At 62.8% G+C, this 18,193-nt stretch carries 21 protein-coding genes; 16 read left to right on the top strand and 5 right to left on the bottom strand.

Annotated features, from left to right (window positions below; all coding sequences use genetic code 11):
* Nucleotides 1-35 precede the first annotated feature (35 nt).
* Both EP165_RS07240 and EP165_RS07235 read left to right on the top strand, forming a co-directional pair.
* Nucleotides 36-1,367 (top strand): vanadium-dependent haloperoxidase, encoded by a 1,332-nt coding sequence (locus tag EP165_RS07240; protein WP_245440072.1) that lies wholly within the window; start codon nucleotides 36-38, stop codon nucleotides 1,365-1,367.
* Nucleotides 1,364-2,956, top strand: a complete 1,593-nt coding sequence (locus EP165_RS07235; RefSeq protein ID WP_127520980.1) for a CRTAC1 family protein — start codon at nucleotides 1,364-1,366, stop codon at nucleotides 2,954-2,956. The genes EP165_RS07240 and EP165_RS07235 overlap by 4 nt, the downstream gene beginning before the upstream one ends.
* 6 nt (nucleotides 2,957-2,962) lie before the next feature.
* Here the strand turns inward: EP165_RS07235 and EP165_RS07230 are convergent, their stop codons facing one another.
* Nucleotides 2,963-4,210: an ROK family protein gene (locus EP165_RS07230; protein WP_127520978.1), complete on the bottom strand. Its 1,248-nt coding sequence runs from the start codon at nucleotides 4,208-4,210 to the stop codon at nucleotides 2,963-2,965.
* Nucleotides 4,211-4,401: 191 nt separating this feature from the next.
* On the opposite strand from EP165_RS07230, the gene EP165_RS07225 reads away from it, so the two are divergent.
* From EP165_RS07225 to EP165_RS07215, 3 genes are all read left to right on the top strand, one after another.
* Nucleotides 4,402-5,442, top strand: a complete 1,041-nt coding sequence (locus EP165_RS07225) for a substrate-binding domain-containing protein (RefSeq protein WP_127520976.1) — start codon at nucleotides 4,402-4,404, stop codon at nucleotides 5,440-5,442.
* Between the two features lie 125 nt (nucleotides 5,443-5,567).
* The gene (locus tag EP165_RS07220) at nucleotides 5,568-6,890 is read left to right on the top strand and encodes a sugar ABC transporter permease (RefSeq protein WP_127520973.1); all 1,323 of its coding nucleotides are present in this window, start codon (nucleotides 5,568-5,570) and stop codon (nucleotides 6,888-6,890) included.
* A gap of 11 nt (nucleotides 6,891-6,901) precedes the next feature.
* Nucleotides 6,902-7,705, top strand: a complete 804-nt coding sequence (locus EP165_RS07215) for an ATP-binding cassette domain-containing protein (RefSeq protein WP_127520971.1) — start codon at nucleotides 6,902-6,904, stop codon at nucleotides 7,703-7,705.
* Nucleotides 7,706-7,752: 47 nt separating this feature from the next.
* On the opposite strand, the gene EP165_RS07210 is transcribed toward EP165_RS07215, so the two are convergent.
* Complete coding sequence (locus tag EP165_RS07210; protein WP_127520969.1) at nucleotides 7,753-8,016, bottom strand: YMGG-like glycine zipper-containing protein; 264 nt, start codon at nucleotides 8,014-8,016, stop codon at nucleotides 7,753-7,755.
* Between the two features lie 353 nt (nucleotides 8,017-8,369).
* Here EP165_RS07210 and EP165_RS07205 point away from each other — a divergent pair, with 353 nt between their 5' ends.
* From EP165_RS07205 to EP165_RS07180, 6 genes are all read left to right on the top strand, one after another.
* Nucleotides 8,370-8,696, top strand: a complete 327-nt coding sequence (locus EP165_RS07205; protein WP_127520967.1) for an ElaB/YgaM/YqjD family protein — start codon at nucleotides 8,370-8,372, stop codon at nucleotides 8,694-8,696.
* Nucleotides 8,697-8,704: 8 nt separating this feature from the next.
* On the top strand, nucleotides 8,705-9,151 hold the full coding sequence (locus EP165_RS07200) for a hypothetical protein (protein ID WP_127520965.1): 447 nt from the start codon (nucleotides 8,705-8,707) through the stop codon (nucleotides 9,149-9,151).
* Between the two features lie 145 nt (nucleotides 9,152-9,296).
* Complete coding sequence (locus EP165_RS07195; RefSeq protein ID WP_127520963.1) at nucleotides 9,297-10,229, top strand: VOC family protein; 933 nt, start codon at nucleotides 9,297-9,299, stop codon at nucleotides 10,227-10,229.
* Nucleotides 10,230-10,231: 2 nt separating this feature from the next.
* Nucleotides 10,232-10,864 carry an alpha/beta hydrolase gene (locus EP165_RS07190; protein WP_127520961.1) on the top strand — a complete coding sequence of 211 codons (633 nt, stop codon included), beginning with the start codon at nucleotides 10,232-10,234 and terminating at the stop codon, nucleotides 10,862-10,864.
* Entirely contained in the window at nucleotides 10,861-11,151 is a 291-nt protein-coding gene (locus tag EP165_RS07185; protein WP_127520959.1) for a GNAT family N-acetyltransferase, read from the top strand. The genes EP165_RS07190 and EP165_RS07185 overlap by 4 nt, the downstream gene beginning before the upstream one ends.
* 21 nt (nucleotides 11,152-11,172) lie before the next feature.
* A complete protein-coding gene (locus tag EP165_RS07180) occupies nucleotides 11,173-11,469 on the top strand; it encodes a GNAT family N-acetyltransferase (RefSeq protein ID WP_127520957.1) in 297 nt (98 codons plus the stop codon).
* On the opposite strand, the gene EP165_RS07175 is transcribed toward EP165_RS07180, so the two are convergent.
* Complete coding sequence (locus tag EP165_RS07175; RefSeq protein WP_127520955.1) at nucleotides 11,470-11,751, bottom strand: BolA family protein; 282 nt, start codon at nucleotides 11,749-11,751, stop codon at nucleotides 11,470-11,472.
* Nucleotides 11,752-11,892: 141 nt separating this feature from the next.
* Between EP165_RS07175 and EP165_RS07170 the strand changes: the two genes are divergently transcribed.
* The 5 genes from EP165_RS07170 to EP165_RS07150 all read left to right on the top strand — a co-directional run bounded on the left by EP165_RS07170 (nucleotide 11,893) and on the right by EP165_RS07150 (nucleotide 17,038).
* Complete coding sequence (locus tag EP165_RS07170) at nucleotides 11,893-12,510, top strand: J domain-containing protein (RefSeq protein WP_127520953.1); 618 nt, start codon at nucleotides 11,893-11,895, stop codon at nucleotides 12,508-12,510.
* A 134-nt stretch (nucleotides 12,511-12,644) separates the two neighbouring features.
* Complete coding sequence (gene cobS, locus EP165_RS07165; RefSeq protein ID WP_127520951.1) at nucleotides 12,645-13,631, top strand: cobaltochelatase subunit CobS; 987 nt, start codon at nucleotides 12,645-12,647, stop codon at nucleotides 13,629-13,631.
* Between the two features lie 6 nt (nucleotides 13,632-13,637).
* Nucleotides 13,638-15,524 carry a cobaltochelatase subunit CobT gene (cobT, locus tag EP165_RS07160; protein WP_127520949.1) on the top strand — a complete coding sequence of 629 codons (1,887 nt, stop codon included), beginning with the start codon at nucleotides 13,638-13,640 and terminating at the stop codon, nucleotides 15,522-15,524.
* Nucleotides 15,514-16,551: an esterase-like activity of phytase family protein gene (locus EP165_RS07155; RefSeq protein WP_245440071.1), complete on the top strand. Its 1,038-nt coding sequence runs from the start codon at nucleotides 15,514-15,516 to the stop codon at nucleotides 16,549-16,551. The genes cobT and EP165_RS07155 overlap by 11 nt, the downstream gene beginning before the upstream one ends.
* Before the next feature lie 70 nt (nucleotides 16,552-16,621).
* The gene (locus tag EP165_RS07150; protein ID WP_127520947.1) at nucleotides 16,622-17,038 is read left to right on the top strand and encodes a c-type cytochrome; all 417 of its coding nucleotides are present in this window, start codon (nucleotides 16,622-16,624) and stop codon (nucleotides 17,036-17,038) included.
* A gap of 42 nt (nucleotides 17,039-17,080) precedes the next feature.
* Here the strand turns inward: EP165_RS07150 and EP165_RS07145 are convergent, their stop codons facing one another.
* Both EP165_RS07145 and rpmB read right to left on the bottom strand, forming a co-directional pair.
* The gene (locus tag EP165_RS07145; protein WP_127520945.1) at nucleotides 17,081-17,701 is read right to left on the bottom strand and encodes a queuosine precursor transporter; all 621 of its coding nucleotides are present in this window, start codon (nucleotides 17,699-17,701) and stop codon (nucleotides 17,081-17,083) included.
* A gap of 77 nt (nucleotides 17,702-17,778) precedes the next feature.
* Nucleotides 17,779-18,075, bottom strand: coding sequence for a 50S ribosomal protein L28 (gene rpmB / locus EP165_RS07140; RefSeq protein ID WP_127520943.1), 297 nt, complete (start codon nucleotides 18,073-18,075; stop codon nucleotides 17,779-17,781).
* Between the last annotated feature and the right edge of the window lie 118 nt (nucleotides 18,076-18,193).

The following is an 18,193-nucleotide window of genomic DNA, read 5'->3' as shown; positions in this document are numbered from 1 at the left end:
GGCTGTCTAATCGATTTAGGATGGCGGGAATTATCGTGCGCATTGCATTCCGCGCGGCGGCCTGCCGCTTGATATTGGCGATCGCGACCGTAACGGCGGCCCTCGCTGCCCCGGCGCAATCGGCTGAACCGCGCAACCTGGAAGTGTTGGGCACCTGGTACAGGCTGGCGCTGGAACTTGTCCGCCACACGCCGACCTATTCGCCGCCTGTTGCCAGCCGCGCCTTCGCTTATCTCGGCGTCACCGCCTACGAGACCGTTGCGAGCGGTCGCGACGGGTTCGCAACGCTTGCGGGCCAGCTTAATGGCCTCACGCCGCCTCCGGTTCGCGAGCCCGGGCGCGATTATGACGACGCCATGGCCCTGCAGGCATCGGTCTCGCTCCTCATGGAGAGCCTGTTCGCGAACACGGGCCCGACCGGCCAGCGGGCCATCGATGCGATTGCCCGCAAGCTCGACGCGGTTGCCCGGGCCGGGGTGGATCCCGATATCGCCGACCGCAGCACCGCTTATGGCCAGGCGCTCGGTGAGCATATGCTGGCCTGGGCCGCGCAGGACGGTGGCGCGGTGGTCGAAAACATGGGCTTCCCGTTCCGGTACGAACTCAAACCGGGCCCCGAACACTGGGTGCCAACCAGCACTATCGGCCAGCAGCAGGTTCCGCTGCTGCCCGATTGGGGCCGCAACCGGACATTTGCCATGCCGGACGGAGCAACCTGTGGTCTCCCGCCTCCTCCTGCCTATAGCGAGGAGCCCGGCTCGTCCTTTTTCATCGAGGCGCGCGAAGTCTATGACGTATCGCTGAGCCTTACCGAAGATCAGGAGGCCATTGCCCGCTTCTGGTCGGATGACCCGATGCTGACGCCAACGCCTCCCGGTCACTGGCTGGCAATTGCGCTGCAGGTGCTTGGCGAGAAGGAGGCCACGCTCGAAATGCGTGTCGACACGCTCGCCCGCATCGGCATCGGTTTGGCGGATGCATTCATCGGCTGCTGGCACGACAAGTATAAATACGACCTGGTGCGGCCGCTCACATACATCCGGCGCGTCATCGACCCGGCTTGGCAGGCAATACTGATCACACCGCCCTTTCCGGAATATCCGAGCGGGCACAGCACCCAGTCCGGCGCGGCGGCCGAGGTGCTGACCAATCTGTTCGGTGCGGATTACGCCTTTGAGGACAGAACGCATGACGATGACGGACTGCCAGCGCGCAAGTTCGACAGTTTCTGGCACGCCGCCGAAGAGGCGGGTATCTCGCGGCTCTACGGCGGCATTCACTACCGCGCCGCGATCGAACTCGGCCTCGATCAGGGAAAGTGTATCGCAGCTCATACCAACGCGCTGGTGACGAGGGCCCGGCCATGAACCGGTTGCTTCTGGCCATGGCCTCCGCCGCGATCGCCGTCTTGGCCAATGGAGTTGCCGGCGCCGAACCCGCTGTGCCTTCATTCGTCGAGGAAACAGCCTCGGACGGCATATCGACAGTCTATTCCGGCGAATGGGAATTCATGGTTGGCGGCGGCGCAGCCGCGTTCGATTGCAGCGGCGACGGATTTCCCGACCTGTTTCTTGCCGGGGGCGCATCCCACGCCGGCTTTTACCGCAACATCAGCCGCCAGGGCGGCGAGCTGCGCTTCGAAAAGCAGGCCAGCGGGCTGGAGCTTGAGGCGGTCACCGGCGCATACGCGCTCGATATCGACAGCGACGGCATCAAGGACCTCGTGCTGCTGCGCGTGGGCGAAAACGTTGTCATGCGCGGACGTGGCAACTGCCGTTTCGAGCGCGCCAACGAGATGTGGGGCTTTGACGGCGGCGATGCCTGGTCCACCGCCCTTGCCGCCACCTGGGAAGACGGCGCTGACTTCCCGGCAATCGCTGTCGGCAACTACATCGATCGACGCGAAGAAGGATTTCCCTGGGGGTCCTGCACCGACAACTGGCTGCACCGGGCGGAGGGCGCGCGCTTCGCAGCTCCTATGCCGTTGAAGCCGAGCCATTGCGCGCTGTCGATGCTGTTTACCGACTGGAACCGCTCCGGCACGCCCTCCCTGCGGGTCTCCAACGACCGCGAATATTACAAAGGCGGCCAGGAGCAGTTGTGGCGCATCGAAGCAGGCGCCGAACCGTATCTTTATTCCGCCGCCGACGGTTGGGAGCGGCTGCGCATCTGGGGCATGGGCATCGCCGGCTACGATCTGAATTTTGACGGCTACCAGGAATATTTCCTGACCAGCATGGCGGACAACAAGCTTCAGACGCTGACCAAGCCCACGCCTGGAACCTCGCCCGGCCCGGCATACACCGATGCCGCCTTTGCCAAAGGAGTGACGGCGCACCGGCCTTATGCCGGCGAAAACGTCAAGCCAAGCACTGCCTGGCATGCGCAGTTCGAGGACATGAATAACGATGGCCTGGCCGATCTTTTTATCGCCAAGGGAAACGTCGCGGCGATGCCGGACTTTGCCATGGAGGACCCAAACAATCTTCTGTTGCAGAAAACCGACGGCTCATTCGCTGAGGCTGGCGACAGGGCCGGTATCGGCTCAACGGCGATTTCACGCGGCGCCGTCATCGCAGACTTCAATCTCGACGGGATGCTCGATCTCGCCGTCGTGAACCGCTGGGTCGAAGCACAGCTGTGGCGCAATACGGGCCTCGATAACGCGAATTGGATCCAGATCAGGCCCCTTCAGCCGCGCCGCAATCGCGACGCGATTGGCGGCTGGATAGAGGTGAAGCGCGGCGATGTGGTGATGCGCCGCGAGATTACTGTGGGCGGGGGCCATGCCGGCGGCCACCTCGGCTGGTGGCATTTCGGACTTGGCGGACAAACCGAAGCGCAAACGCGTATTGTCTGGCCCGACGGCGAAGCCGGTGCCTGGGAGGAGCTGCGGGCCGGCCATTTCTATACGATCGAACGCGGCAGGGGCGCCGCCCGGTGGCAGCCCGGCTAGACCCGCCTAGGCGACTTTGCGCCCCTTGAGCACCTTCTCGGTCGTCAGTCCGGGCACGATGATTTCCGCGTCGACTTTCGTCAGCGCCGTCATTGCACAGCCGAGCCGGATCAGCGGCATCTCGTTCGGTTCCGTCTCGAACGAGATGGCGGCGCTGTGTTTGCCGCCCGCGGTGCGTGCAATCGCGTCGCGGATCGGTTGTTCCAGAATGTCGAAAGCTAGCGCTCCCGGACCGACAATCGCCACCGGAGCGGGGTCGAATACGGCAAACAGCGAACCGAGCCCGAAACCGATGGCCCTTCCCGCTTTCAGAAACGCCGCCCGTTCCGGCCCGTCCGACGCACGTGCGGCATCGGCAAGTTTCTGGATTTCCACCTGGCTCACAACCGCACCCGGAACATCTTCCTCGCTGCCGCCGCGGGCGGTGCGGATCAGTGCATAGTTTCCGGCATACGCCTCGATGCAGCCGTGTTTTCCGCAGCGGCAGAGGGCCCCGTCGGGAATATGGATCATGTGGCCGAATTCGCCGCCGGACGAATGTGTTCCTGAAAACAGCTCCCCCTTGACCATCAATCCCATGCCGATGCCGTCCGACAGCATCACAGCGAAGAAGTCTTTGCGGTAGCGAGCCGGCTCGCGCCACTTCAGCGCGACGGTAATCATGTTGCAGTCGTTTTCCACGGTCGCCGGCACGCCGAAGGCTGCGGCGAGTGCCGGCGCAAACCGGGTGTTTTCGTCCGGCGTGATCGGCGACCACAGCATCGATGACGAATCCGAACTCGTAATGCCTTGAACCGCCAGGGCAATACGCGATGGATGGTAGCCGTTCTCGCGCTGCCGGGTGAGGACACGCCGGACACAGCCGATCACCGCTTCGATCAGCGCCTGGCCCTCAAGTTCCTGCGTTGCCAGATCCTGGACTTCCTCGTCGACTGCCTCGCCCGCATAGTCGATCAGCACCGCCGACACATGATTTAGGGTCAGAGTGACGGCAACGACCGAGGCCAGCGTCGGATTGAGCGCCAGCGCAACCTGCGGCCGCCCGCGCCGGGCAAGGCCGTTGTCGTTGCCTTTGAGCTCGACCAGCACACCCTCCTCGATCATGCTGGAGGTGATCGCGGAAATGGTGGAGTTGCTGAGCCCGGTAAGGTTTGCGATCTCGGTTCGCGAGCGCTGGTTGGCCGCGCGCAGCGCCGTCAGAACCAGCGCACGGTTGCGCCGTCTGAGATCGTCGTGCCGGACCCCAACAGTCATAGACATGCCTCCTCCCGCATCAGGTACCGGCGCCCTTATAGCGCTCTTTTCCCTCGCGGCAGGAAACATATTGACACGGATGATGGGCTGCGTCATTATTTTTTTCGAAGCTCGAAAAAAAGCTTCAGAGGGCCGCTGACCACCTGCGGCTGTCGTGGAAATGCGCGCTATCTGGCGCCAGGGAGGAAATCATGAGGAAACTGACAACCGCCATGATGGCGGGTGTGGCAATGTCTGCAATGCTGTCGACTGCGGCATTGGCGGAGGGCAAGGTCATCGGTGTGTCCTGGTCGAACTTCCAGGAAGAGCGCTGGAAAACCGACGAAGCGGCCATGAAAGGCGCCATCGAAGCCAATGGCGACAAGTACATTTCAGCCGACGCGCAGGCTTCCGCAGCAAAGCAGCTGTCGGATGTCGAAAGTCTGATCACGCAGGGCGTTGACGCGCTGGTCATCCTGTCTGTCGACAAGGACGCCATCGGCCCGGCGATCGACAAGGCCGCCGCCGAAGGCATTCCCGTGATCGGCTATGATCGCCTTATCGAGGACAACCGCGCCTTCTATCTGACCTTCGACAACAAGGGCGTCGGCCGCATCATTGCGCAGGAAGTCACCAAGGTCGTGCCGGAAGGCAACTTCGCCATCATCAAGGGCGACAAGGGCGACCCGAACGCGCTCTTCCTGCTCGAGGGTATGATGGAAGTGATCGGCGCCAATGTTGACGCTGGCAAGATCAAGATCGTCGGCGAGACCTTCACCGACGGCTGGAAGCCGGACAATGCCCAGAAGAACATGGAGCAGATCCTCACCGCCAACAACAACGCCGTTGACGCCGTTCTGGCGGAAAATGACGGCATGGCGGGCGGCGTGATCGCAGCGCTTACCGCACAGGGCATGGCAGGCACTGTTCCGGTCGGCGGCCAGGACGGCGACCTTGCCGCTCTCAACCGCGTTGCCCGCGGCACACAGACGGTGTCGGTATGGAAGGACGCCCGTCAGCTCGGTGCGGCTGCCGGCAATATTGCCGCGGCACTGGCCGACGGCGCCATGATGTCCGACGTCGAAGGCGCCGTGAAATGGTCCGGCGGTGAAAAGGGTGTTGAGATGGACGCCATCTTCCTCGATCCGACACCGATCACCAAGGACAACATCAATGTCGTGATCGAAGCCGGCCATATCTCCAAGGAGCAGGCCTGCGAAGGCGCAATGGACGGCGTTGTCGGCTGTAACTAGGCCGACTACACTTTGAGTGCCTGAAGTTGTGACCGCGCCGGCGCGCGATGCGGGCCGGCGCGGTTTCCATATGCGGCACCCCCGGGTTCCCCGACAGGCGGTCCACCCGGCGGAGGGAGGGCATCATGAGCGAAATCGCAACCGCCAAGGTCGAAGCAGGCAGCGTGGATGAAGGCGCGATTGCGCGTTTCCTTCGCCGGACCGAGATCGACACCCGGCTATTGGGCATGCTCGGGGCCCTGGCGGCCATCTGGATCGGGTTTCACCTCTATGGCCAGCTGGTCAACGGGTTCGGCGTCTTTCTGACACCGCGCAACCTCTGGAACCTGTCCGTTCAGACCGCCTCCATCGGTATCATGGCAACCGGCATGGTGCTGGTCATCGTGACCAGGCACATCGACCTGTCGGTCGGTTCCATCCTTGGTTTCTGCGCCATGGTTATGGCCATCACCCAGGTGTGGATCCTGCCGCAATATCTCGGCCTCGGCCATCCGGCAATCTGGATCATCGCCATCATTGTCGGCCTTTGCACCGGCGCTCTGATCGGCGCCTTTCACGGATGGCTGATCGCATATTGCGGCATACCGGCCTTCATCGTCACGCTCGGTGGCTTGCTTGTCTGGCGCGGCGCGGCCTTTCTTCTCGCCCGCGGCGAGACCATTTCGCCGGTCGACGCGAACTTCGCGCTGCTTGGCGGCGGGCCTTTCGGTTCGGTCGGTGCAACCACCAGCTGGGTGCTCGGCATCATTGCCTGTGCTGGCGTTGTCATTCTCCTGCTGAGCGGGCGCAACCAGCGCAAGCGCTTTCAGTTTCCGCTTCGCCCAGTCTGGGCGGACACGATGCTCGGCGTCATCGGCTGCGGCGCGATCCTGGGTTTTGTGATGCTGGTCAACGCATATCCCTGGCCACGTGGCATCGTTCGGCAATATGCGGCGGCCAATAATATCGAGATTCCGGATGGCGGGCTGTTCATCTCGCATGGATTTGCCATTCCGGTTCTGATCCTGATCGTGGTCGGCATAGCCGTTACGTTCCTGGCCACGCGAACCCGCTTCGGCCGCTATGTCTTTGCCATCGGCGGCAACCCGGAGGCTGCAGAGCTCGCCGGCATCAACACACGCTGGGTCACAGTCAAGATTTTTGCGCTGATGGGTATGCTGGCCGGTCTTTCGGCCGTGGTCGCCAGTGCGCGCCTCAATTCCGCGACCAACAATCTCGGCACGCTGGACGAGCTCTATGTGATTGCATCTGCGGTCATTGGCGGCACGTCGCTGGGTGGCGGCATCGGCACCATCTACGGCGCAATCCTCGGCGCACTGGTCATGCAGTCGCTGCAGACCGGCATGGTGCTCATCGGGTTCGACGCAGCGATCCAGCAGATCGTCGTCGGCTCCGTCCTTGTCATCGCGGTCTGGATCGACACTGTCTACCGAAACCGGGCAAAGTAGGGGAGGCAACGATGGCAAACTCGGCCACGAATAGCGACGCTGCGCTCGTCGAGCTGAAGAACATCTCAATCGCCTTTGGCGGCATCAAGGCGGTGGATCGTGCTTCCGTGGACCTGCATGCCGGCGAGGTCGTCGGCCTGCTCGGGCATAACGGTGCCGGCAAATCGACGCTGATCAAGATACTGTCGGGTGCCTATAAGCGCGATGCGGGGCAGATATTCGTGCGCGGCGAAGAAGTCTCGATATCCAACCCGCGCGACGCCAAGGCCTACGGCATCGAGACGATCTACCAGACGCTCGCCTTGGCCGACAATGTCGACGCCGCGGCCAACCTCTTTCTTGGCCGCGAGATGCGCACCCGCTGGGGCACGCTCGACGACGCGGCCATGGAAGCCGAGGCGCGCAAGGTCATGGGCCGTCTCAATCCCAATTTCCGCCGCTTCAAGGACCCGGTGAAATCGCTCTCGGGCGGCCAGCGGCAGTCGGTGGCGATCGCGCGTGCAATCCTCTTCAACGCCCGCATCCTCATCATGGACGAACCGACGGCGGCACTCGGGCCGCAGGAAACCGCCCAGGTAGGCGAGCTGGTCAAGCAGCTCAAGGCTGACGGAATCGGCATCTTCCTGATCAGCCACGATATTCACGACGTATTCGATCTGGCGGACCGCGTATGCGTCATGAAAAACGGGCAGGTTGTGGGAACCGCCAAAACCAGCGATGTCACCAAGGACGAGGTGCTGGGCATGATTATTCTGGGCAAATGCCCGCCGGGCGCTGTGCCGGGGCCGGGTGCGATGGCGCCGGCGGCTGCCTGACAAAAAAAGGGGAGCATCGCTGCTCCCCTTTTCTTGGCTGTCTTCGATCAGGTGCCCGGGCAGCGATCGTAGAAAATACGTCCGTCGCGCGTGCGGTATTCGCACCAGCCATCACCCCTGTCTGCCGCGCGGCCGACCAGATAACCGCCAACGCCGCCTACGAAGGCGCCGATTGCGGCACCGCCGATTGTGCCGGAAGCGAGCGCCCCGATTGTCCCGCCGGCAGCGGCGCCGAACGTCGCGGTTCGTTCTGCCGTGGTGCAGCCGGCCAGCATGCCGACAGCGGCGAGTGCAAGAAGTGTACGTCTCATTCAATAGCCTCCAAGTTTAACCAAACCCCGCATGCGCGGGTTGCATTACGATTTTATGTCCGCCCCGCCAGCGTATTTGCCGGCCCACCGGTTAAGACTCTTCATCCGAACACGGCAGATATTAGGCAAATTGCTCCGCATGCCCACCGGAGAAACACGGCACGAATGCGGCATCTGCGGCAATATTGCACTCTTAACCAAGGGCGAAGTCTGATTTTAAACAGCAATTTCCAGCTGGACAGGAGCCACCAATCTATCCTTTCATGCCGGTAAGCTGGCGTTCCCGTCGGAACGCAGCAGGGGGGCATAGCAGAAAAATCGGACGTCGAATGACGCCGGAAAGGACAATGACCATGGCAGCGACAGCCGCCACGAAATCGGGCGCCAAAAACGAAACCGACGAGCTCAAGGCCGAAATTGCCAAGCTCCGCAAGGAGCTCTCCGACCTCGCGAAACATGTTTCGGACGTCGGCGACATGTCGGCCCGCACAGCGCGCAAAGCCGCGACGGCCAAAGCCGAAAAATTGCGCAAGCAGGGCGAGGCAGCCTTCGACGAACTGCGCGAAAGCGCGCTCGGCTATGAAAAACAGCTGACGGCGAGCGTCCGCGAAAAGCCGGTCACGTCGCTGGCGATTGCCGCCGGTGTCGGATTTGTGCTGGCCCTGCTCGCGCGGCGCTGACTCTGCTGATGGGCCTCAAGCTGCTCCTGTCGCTGATTACGGGCGAAGCCTCCGCTGCGGCGAAACGCGCCCGCCGCAGCGCCGTCGAGTATGCGGTCATGGGCATCGCAGCACTTCTGGGCATCGGCTTCCTGCTGCTTGCCGGCTATATCTATGCTGCGCGCCGCTACGGCGAACTGGAGGCCGCGCTTGGCTTCGGCGGTGGCTTTCTCGCACTGGCCTTCGCGGTGCTGATCATCCATCGCATGAGTGCCAGGGCGCGGGCGCGCCGCGCTCGCGAAAAAGTTTCGCGCGATGCAATGGCGGTTGCCGGTGCGCTGGCACTGACGGCACTCCCCTCGCTGCTTTCCAAGCGCGGAATTGTAACCGGCATGGCGATCCCGCTGGTGTCGGCCATCGCCTATGCGATCTACCGGGAAAACAGCAGCGGCGATGATGACGATGCGCCGTCATAGGCAGCCTTCGAGCGCGGCCGCGTGACCGTTCACTAATTCAGCACAGTCCTTTCGCTGTTCACCCGGTTTCGGCGAGCGCGGTTTTCGCCCACATACAGCCCGAAGCCGCGCCAGGCGCGGCATGTGCTGAACAGGAACCACGGTCATGCTCGATCAGATCAAGGGTCTGCACCACGTCACCTCGCTGGCGCGCGATGCGGTCAGCAACAACAGCTTTTTCACCCGCACGCTCGGCCTGCGCCGGGTCAAGAAAACCGTCAATTTCGACGCGCCCGACGTCTACCACCTCTATTATGGCGACGAATTCGGTACGCCCGGCTCGGTGATGACCTATTTTCCATTCCCGCATGCCGCACGCGGAACGCCCGGCACGGGTGAGGTGGGCACGACCATGTTTGCGGTGCCGAAAGGCGCATTGTCCTTCTGGCGTGACCGGTTGGCCTCCCTCGATGTTGCCGGTCTGGAGGAACGCCAGGCTTTCGGCGAAAACCGGCTGGCCTTCGCAGGCCCCGATGGCGACGGCTTCGCGCTTGTCGAGGTCGATGGCGACGAGCGCCCGTTCTGGGCCGAAGGCGGCGTTCCCGAAGAAGCGGCGATCCGCGGCTTCCGCAATGTGTCGATGCGATTGCGCGACGGCGGCGCGACCGGTGAGCTGCTGCGTTTCATGGGCTATGAAGAGACTGAAAGCCGCGATGGCATCACCCGTTTCGCGGTGCCCGGCGGCAATGGTGCCGACTTCGTTGAGATCGAAACGCTGCCCGGTGCGGCCTCGGCTCGCCAGGGCGCAGGCTCGGTGCATCATGTCGCCTTCGCGGTCGAAAACCGCGCGCGCCAGCTCGAAGTGCGTTCCGCCCTTATGGACACCGGCTACCAGGTGACACCGGTAATTGACCGCGACTATTTCTGGGCGATCTATTTCCGCACGCCGGGCGGCGTGCTGTTCGAGGTTGCAACCAACGAACCGGGTTTCGCGCGCGACGAACCGCTCGAACATCTGGGTGAGAAGCTGCGCCTTCCGAAGCAACATGAGCACCTGCGCGCACGGCTCGAAGAACATCTTGAACCCATCGGAGACTAGCCGTGTCGACCGACGCTTATCAGCACAACATCGTTCAGGCGGGCGCCGGCCGGCCGCTGCTGTTCCTGTTCCACGGCACAGGCGGCAACGAAGACCAGTTCATGGATGTCGGCGCGGCCCTGATGCCGAACGCGACCCTTGTCGCCCCGCGCGGCGACGTGGCCGAACACGGGGCAGCGCGGTATTTCCGCCGCGCGGCGGAGGGCGTCTACGATATGGGTGACCTCGCCCGAGCAACCGGCAAAATGGCCGGTTTCGTGCGTGCGCATATCAGTTCCGCCAAACCCTCCTCGGTGCACGGACTGGGTTACTCCAACGGCGCCAACATTCTGGCCAATGTCATCTTCGCCAATCCCGGACTGTTCGATACAGCCACCCTCATGCACCCGCTGATACCCTTCACGCCGCAGATCGGCGGGCAGCTTTCGACCCGCATTCTGATGACCGCCGGCCGCACCGACCCGATCTGCCCGGCCGAGTTGACGTTACGATTCGAGACTGCACTTCTTGAGGCCGGTGCAGAACTGCGCACGGTATGGCACGACGGCGGGCACGAGCTTCGCAAGGGCGAGTTCGATGCAGCGCGCGAACTCCTTGCCGACTTCCAGGCAGCCAACACGGAGCCGACATCATGAGCGAGATCGAAATCAGGCTGGAGGAAACCGGCTCCAAGGGCCGCTATTTCCATCGTGCCGACGACGGCACCGAAGCGGAGATGACGTTCTCCAAGGCCGGCGAACACCTGCTGATCATTGATCACACCGAGGTACCCGACGCGTTTCGCGGTCAGGGCGTAGGTGTTCGGCTGGTTGCGAGAGCAGTCGAAGATGCGCGCGGTTCAGGCAAGAAAATCATGCCGCTTTGCCCGTTTGCGGCAGCCCAGTTCCGCCGTCACCCGGAATGGGCGGATGTGCTGAAATAATGCGGTTGAGGAGGAGCATGGATGAACGGCCTCGGTATTCGCTTTGAGTTGGACGGACCGCGCGGCAAATATTTCATTCCGATGCCCGACGGCACCGAATCGCAGCTGACATACCTCCGCACCGCGCCGGATCATATCGTCGCCGACCACACATTTGTGCCAGTGCCCTACCGCGAACAGGGCGTCGCGGAGGCGCTGGTGGAACGGCTGTTCGCGGATGCACGTTCAAACGGCGACAAAATCACGCCGACCTGCTGGTTCGTGGCCGACGAATTCGCACGACATAGCCCAGCCTGGGACGATGTCCTCGCGCGCTAGCTACCAGCGGGTCTTTTCGCCGGGCGCTGCCGGCTCGATAGCCAGGGCGTGAACGCCGGCGGCAATCTCGTCGGCCAGAAGATCGTTCACCGTGCGGTGCCGCTCTATGCGGCTCATGCCATCGAACAGCGGGGACACGACACGCACCCTGAAATGGGTCTCGCCGGAACCGTCAAAGGAAGGCTGGTGGCCGGCGTGAAGATGGCTCTCGTTCAATACGGCCAGCCGCTCCGGCTTCAGCGCCTCCGTGAGCTTCTTTTCAATCGCTTCGGAAATGGACATTTCAGCCTCCGCGTACCATATAGGGCTCGTTCCCCAATTCAGATGCGATTCAGGCGTTAGGGCTATCATCGCCCGAATGTCAATTCTTGTATCGTGGGCCGAACACCCCATAATCCGAGCGGAATCAAGCTAAACGGCAGCATGAAGCCTTATTCGAAATATTTCGAGAAGATCCGCGTCAAGCCCGACCCCAAGGTCGAGGCGGCGTCGCAGGCGCCGCGCTGCCAGTGGGACGGCTGCGGCGATGCCGGCACGCATCGCGCGCCGGTGGGCCGCATGCGCGAGGGCGAATATTTCCGCTTCTGTTTCGATCACGTGCGGGAATACAACCGCAATTTCAATTACTTCTCGGGTCTCGGCAACGAGGATATCGCGCGTTTTCAGAAAGAAGCGCTGACCGGGCACAGGCCAACCTGGAAGATGGGTGGCGGAACCAAGGCGCATTATGCGCCCGACATCTCGACCGCCCGCTCCGGAAGCGCCGCCTATCATGGCCGCGTCGGCGACCCGTTCGGACTGTTTGGGGGCAACCGTCAGCGTTCTGCGCCGCGTGAGCGAAAGCTGCGTACGCTTGAGGCCAAGGCCATGGAAACGCTGGGCCTCGGCCATTCAGCAACTGGCGCCGACATCAAGGCGCGCTATAAGGAATTGGTGAAATTACACCACCCGGACGCCAATGGCGGCGACCGGAGTTCGGAAGAACGCTTTCGCGACGTGCTGCAGGCATACCGGGTGCTCAAGCAGGCCGGTTTGTGTTAGTCGGCACAGCCGAAAGTGCAGGGTTTGTGCCGGTGGAGGCTTGGCCGCTTCCATCTTGGCGCATCTCGCTCTAAGACGCATCCGGACACTCAAGGAAATTGCCGGCGGATTGCCGTTCCGCAGCTGGAGTCATGATGAACAAGGTCGACCGCGACATCGCCAACCTGCCCGATACCACTGTCTCCGTGAAGGAGGTCTTCGGTTTCGAATCCGACATGATCGTACCGGCCTATTCGAGCGCCGATTCCTACGTGCCGGACTTCGATCCCGACTATCTTTTCGACCGCCAGACGACGATGGCGATCCTGTCGGGCTTTGCCTACAACCGCCGCGTCATGGTGTCGGGTTATCACGGCACGGGCAAGTCGACCCATATCGAGCAGGTCGCCGCACGCCTCAACTGGCCCTGCGTGCGTGTCAATCTCGATAGCCATGTCAGCCGCATCGACCTCGTCGGCAAAGACGCGATCGTCGTCAAGGACGGCATGCAGATAACCGAGTTCCGTGACGGCATTCTGCCCTGGGCTTACCAGCACAATGTCGCGCTGGTGTTCGACGAATACGATGCCGGCCGGCCGGACGTGATGTTCGTCATTCAGCGGGTGCTGGAATCGTCCGGCCGCCTGACCTTGCTCGACCAGAGCCGCGTCATCCGCCCGCACCCCGCATTCCGCCTGTTCGCCACCGCCAACACGGTCGGCCTCGGCGACACCACCGGCCTCTATCACGGCACGCAGCAGATCAACCAGGCGCAGATGGATCGCTGGTCGATCGTCACCACGCTGAACTACCTGCCGCATGACAAGGAAGTCGAGATCATTCTGGCCAAGGCCAAGCACTACCGTACCGAGGAAGGCCGCCAGACAGTCGACAAGATGGTCCGTATCGCCGACATGACGCGCTCCGCCTTTGTCAATGGCGACCTGTCGACGGTGATGAGCCCGCGTACGGTGATCATGTGGGCCGAAAACGCGGAGATTTTCGGCGATGTCGGCTTCGCTTTCCGGCTCACCTTCGTCAACAAATGCGACGAGCTGGAACGGCCCATCGTTGCCGAGTTCTACCAGCGCGCCTTTGGCGAGGAGCTTCCCGAAAGCGCCGCCAACGTGGTTCTGAGCTGATAGGCCATGGCCGGCCGGGGCGACAATACGCGTTCCAAGCCGAACACCAGCGCTGATACGGATCTGTTCAAGCGCTCGGTCTCGGCGTGTATGCGTGCCATTTCGGGCGACCGGGAGTTCGAAGTCACGTTCGCCAAGGAGCGCCCGGGCCTGGCCGGCAGCCATGCCCGCCTGCCCGAGCCGCCGCGCAAACCAACGCTCGAAGATGTGAGCACCACCCGGGGCCTGGGCGATTCCATGGCGCTGCGCCGTGCCTGCCACGACGCGCGGCTACACACACGTCTGGCGCCGGAAGGCCGGCAGGCCCGCGCAATCTACGATGCCGTCGAGCAGGCCCGCGTGGAGGCAATCGGCTCTCGCGCCATGCGCGGCGTTTCCGACAACATCGCCACGATGCTCTCCGACCGTTACACCAAGGCCAATCTCGCCGGTGTCACCGACAAGGCCGACGCACCGCTGGAGGAAGCTGTCGCTCTGATGGTGCGCGAACGCCTGACCGGCCGTCCCGCGCCCGAGAGCGGCGAAGCGCTCGTTAATCTGTGGCGCGGTTTCATCGAGGAAAAGGCCGGCGGCGACCTCGACAATCTGCTCGGCAAGCTGGAAGATCAGGATGCCTTTGCCCGCCTCGTCCGCGATATGCTGGTTTCGATGGACATGGCCGACGAGCTCGGCGAGGACGACCAGCTTGAGGACGAGGAACAAGACAGCGACGAGCAGCCAGAGGGCGAAGATCAGAACGAGGAAAGCGGCGAGGCCGATTCCGGATCAGATGACAGCCAGCCCGAAGATTCCGACGCTTCCTCGGAAGAGGAGCAGGCCGGCGAGAGCGAAGCTGTCGATGCCGACACCGACGAAATGTCGGACGACGATCTCGATGCCGAGACGCCGGGCGAGGCAAAACGGCCCAACGATCCGCTGGGCGACCTGCCGCGCCAGCTCGATTATGCCGTCTACACCACCGCCTTTGACGAGACCGTCGGCGCGGAAGAGCTATGCGATCAGGAAGAGCTGGAGCGCCTGCGCGCTTTCCTCGACAAGCAGCTAGCCAACCTCGCCGGTGTGGTCGGACGGCTGGCGAACCGGCTGCAGCGCCGCCTGATGGCACAGCAGAACCGCGCCTGGGATTTCGATCTTGAAGAAGGCTATCTCGACCCTGCGCGGCTGGTACGCATCATCATGGACCCCATGCAGCCGCTCTCCTACAAGCAGGAGCGCGACACCAATTTTCGCGACACGGTGGTGACGCTGCTGCTCGACAATTCGGGTTCCATGCGCGGCCGGCCGATCACGGTTGCCGCCACCTGCGCCGACATCCTTGCCCGCACGCTCGAGCGCTGCGGCGTCTCGGTCGAGATCCTTGGTTTTACCACCCGCGCCTGGAAGGGCGGCCAGAGCCGCGAGAAGTGGCTGAAGGACGGAAAGCCCTCGGCCCCGGGCCGCCTCAACGATCTGCGCCACATCATCTACAAATCGGCCGACGCGCCCTGGCGTCGCGCCCGCCGCAATCTCGGCCTGATGATGCGTGAAGGGCTCCTGAAGGAAAATATCGACGGCGAAGCGTTGTTGTGGGCGCATCAACGCCTGATCGCGCGCCCGGAGCAGCGCCGCATCCTGATGATGATTTCCGACGGCGCGCCAGTGGACGATTCCACGCTGTCGGTGAATCCGGGCAATTATCTGGAGCGGCATCTGCGCGCCGTCATTGACCTTATCGAAACGCGCTCGCCTGTTGAACTGATCGCCATCGGCATCGGCCACGACGTGACGCGGTATTACCGCCGCGCCGTCACCATCGTCGATGCCGAGGAGCTGGCCGGAGCCATGACCGAGCAGCTCGCCTCGCTGTTCGAAGAGGAACCGGCATACGGCACCCGGACGCGGCGTGCTGGTTAAGCGGAGAGCCAAACGCGCTTCCCGCATTACGCGGTATGCGTTTGCGGTCTTCGCTGCCTTTGCAGCGCTGTCCACCGCTCCTGCCGCCGCGCAGTCACCGCTTCTGCAGGAAATCGAAGTCAACGCCCACCAGATCACTCAGTTTCATATCGGCCGCAGCGAAACACGCTTCGGCCCGCTCGAATTCGTCGGCGGGCTGAGCATGGCCGGCAGCGGCGATTTCGGCGCCCTATCGGCAATCCGCTTTCTCGATGCCGGAACGCATTTCTTCGGCGTCGCAGACACCGGCTTCTGGTATTCCGGCATGGTCGAACGCGACGCCGATCTCCGCCCGACAGGCATTACCGGCTTTTCAATGCAGCCGCTGGTGGATGAGACGGGCGCGGCGATCGAGGGCAAATGGCGCACCGATGCCGAAGGCCTGGCGATTGCCGGCGATCAGGCCACGGTCGCCTTCGAGCGCGATCACAAGATCCAGGAATTCACACTGCAACCGTCTGACATGGCGGGGCCGCGGCGCGCGCTGGACCTGGTGGTCTCGCGCGCCGAACTGCGCCAGAATCGCGGTTTCGAAACGCTTGTTCACAGCCCGGCCGACGGCCCTCTGGGCGGCGCGCGTGTCGGCGTTACCGAACGCTCGATCGATGCTGACGGCAACATCTTCGCTGCCATTCTCGAGGGCCCGCAAAAAGGTATCTTCAAGGTCGTGCGTTCCGACGATTTCGACATCACCGATGGCGCTTTCCTGCCAAATGGAGATCTGCTGCTTCTCGAGCGCCGTTTCTCCATGGCAACAGGCGTGGCGATGCGCCTGCGCCGTATCGACGGCGCCACCATCCGCAAGGGCGCGCTGGTTGATGGTGCGGTGCTGCTGGAGGCCGACATGGCCTACCAGATCGACAATATGGAGGGTCTGGATGTCTGGCGGCGCGACGACGGCGCTTTGATCGTGTCGCTGATTTCCGACGACAACCACTCGATCCTGCAGCGCAATCTCTATCTGGAATTCGTGCTGACCGGCGAGTAATTTCAGTGGCTTGACCTTCCACCCGGTGGAACCCTTAGAGCGTGGACACATTCAAGCTTATAGGTGATCCATGCGCCTTAGAAATCTGGTCGCTCTTGTCGCGATGCTGGCGGTGATTTGGGTTGCGTGGCGCAGCTGGCCGCGCACGGAGACAGAACCGGTCTCGGGCCCACCGCTCGTTAATGTCACTGTCCCCGAACTGGACGGTTTGGCACTTGGCGGCGAGGCTGCGTTCAACGAGAACTGCGCCGTCTGCCATGGCCAGAATGCAGCCGGCCAGCAGGGGGTCGCGCCGCCGCTCGTCCACAAGATCTACGAGCCGGGCCATCATGGCGATGAGGCCTTTGTACGTGCGGCACAGCAAGGTGTGCGGGCGCACCATTGGCCGTTCGGCAACATGCCGCCGGTCAGAGGCATCACCGATACGGAGATCGACGGCATCATCGCTTACATACGCACACTTCAGCGCGCCAACGGCATCCGCTAGGCTGCGCCTGCTGACGGGCACAGGGATCGTCCGCAGAAGCGCCTAGCCCTGCGCTTCCGCCGGTCTTAGCACGCTGAGCAGCGCCCCATATGGTGCCAGCATCGCCAGCCCGACCAGGACCTTCACGCAGAAATCGCCAACGGCCAGCGAGACCCAGAGCGGCACCTGCACACCAAACCACGTGCCCGGAAAGGCGAGCGAGCCGTCTTCGAGACCGAAGCCGGTATCGAGAAACGCGAAGCTTGCCGCAAACGCAATGCTGAAGAAAAGCATCGTATCGACCACGGAGCCGATCATCGTGGAGAGGAAGGGCGCGCGCCACCATGCCTGCCCGCGGAACGCATTGAACACCGAAACGTCAAGCAGCTGAGCAACCAGAAACGCAGTTCCTGATGCAATGGCGATGCGAGGCGAGGCAAGCCAGATTGACAGCGCGACCGCGAGGACGAAACCGGCCAGCACAACCTTGCGGGCCGCCGCCGGACCGAAGCGCCGGTTGGTAAGGTCGTTGACCAGAAACGCCACGGGATAGGTGAACGCACCCCAGGTGAGAATTTCACCGAGGTCGAACTGCCTGACTGGAAACTGGACGAGGTAGTTGGATGCCGCGACAACAGCGGCCATGGCGGCCACGAAGGGCCAGGTCTTTGTCAGCTTGGACATTTTTTTATCCTGGGTGATGGAACCAGCGCCCTCATAGGGCCGTATGCCGGCGGCAGGCCGCCGGCTGAGATCGGCTGTTAGGCCGCGGCTTCTTCTGCGGTCTTCTTGGCGACCTGCTTCTTCAGAAGGCGTGCGCGCTGCGAGAGCTCCGCCGCGTCCGCCTTGAGCAGAAAAGCGTCGAGGCCGCCGCGATGCTCAACGGTGCGAAGCGCATTTGCGGAAATGCGCAGGCGCACCTTCTGGCCGAGCGTTTCGGACATCAGAGTGACATTGACCAGGTTCGGCAGGAAACGCCGACGGGTCTTGTTGTTGGCATGGCTGACATTGTTGCCGGTCAGAACGGCTTTGCCGGTCAGTTCGCAGGAGCGGGCCATGATGGTACCTTCCGTATCTCTGTCTTTGCTGGCCCAACAACTGAACGGCGCACCCGAGAGAGCGGCGCGCGACACTTCACTGCGGCCTAGGAAAAAGTCGCAGCTCCATAGCCCCACT

It is taken from the genome of Mesorhizobium sp. Z1-4, assembly GCF_004000235.1.
GTDB lineage: Bacteria > Pseudomonadota > Alphaproteobacteria > Rhizobiales > Rhizobiaceae > RCIO01.
This window is presented reverse-complemented; position numbering and strand designations above follow the sequence as displayed.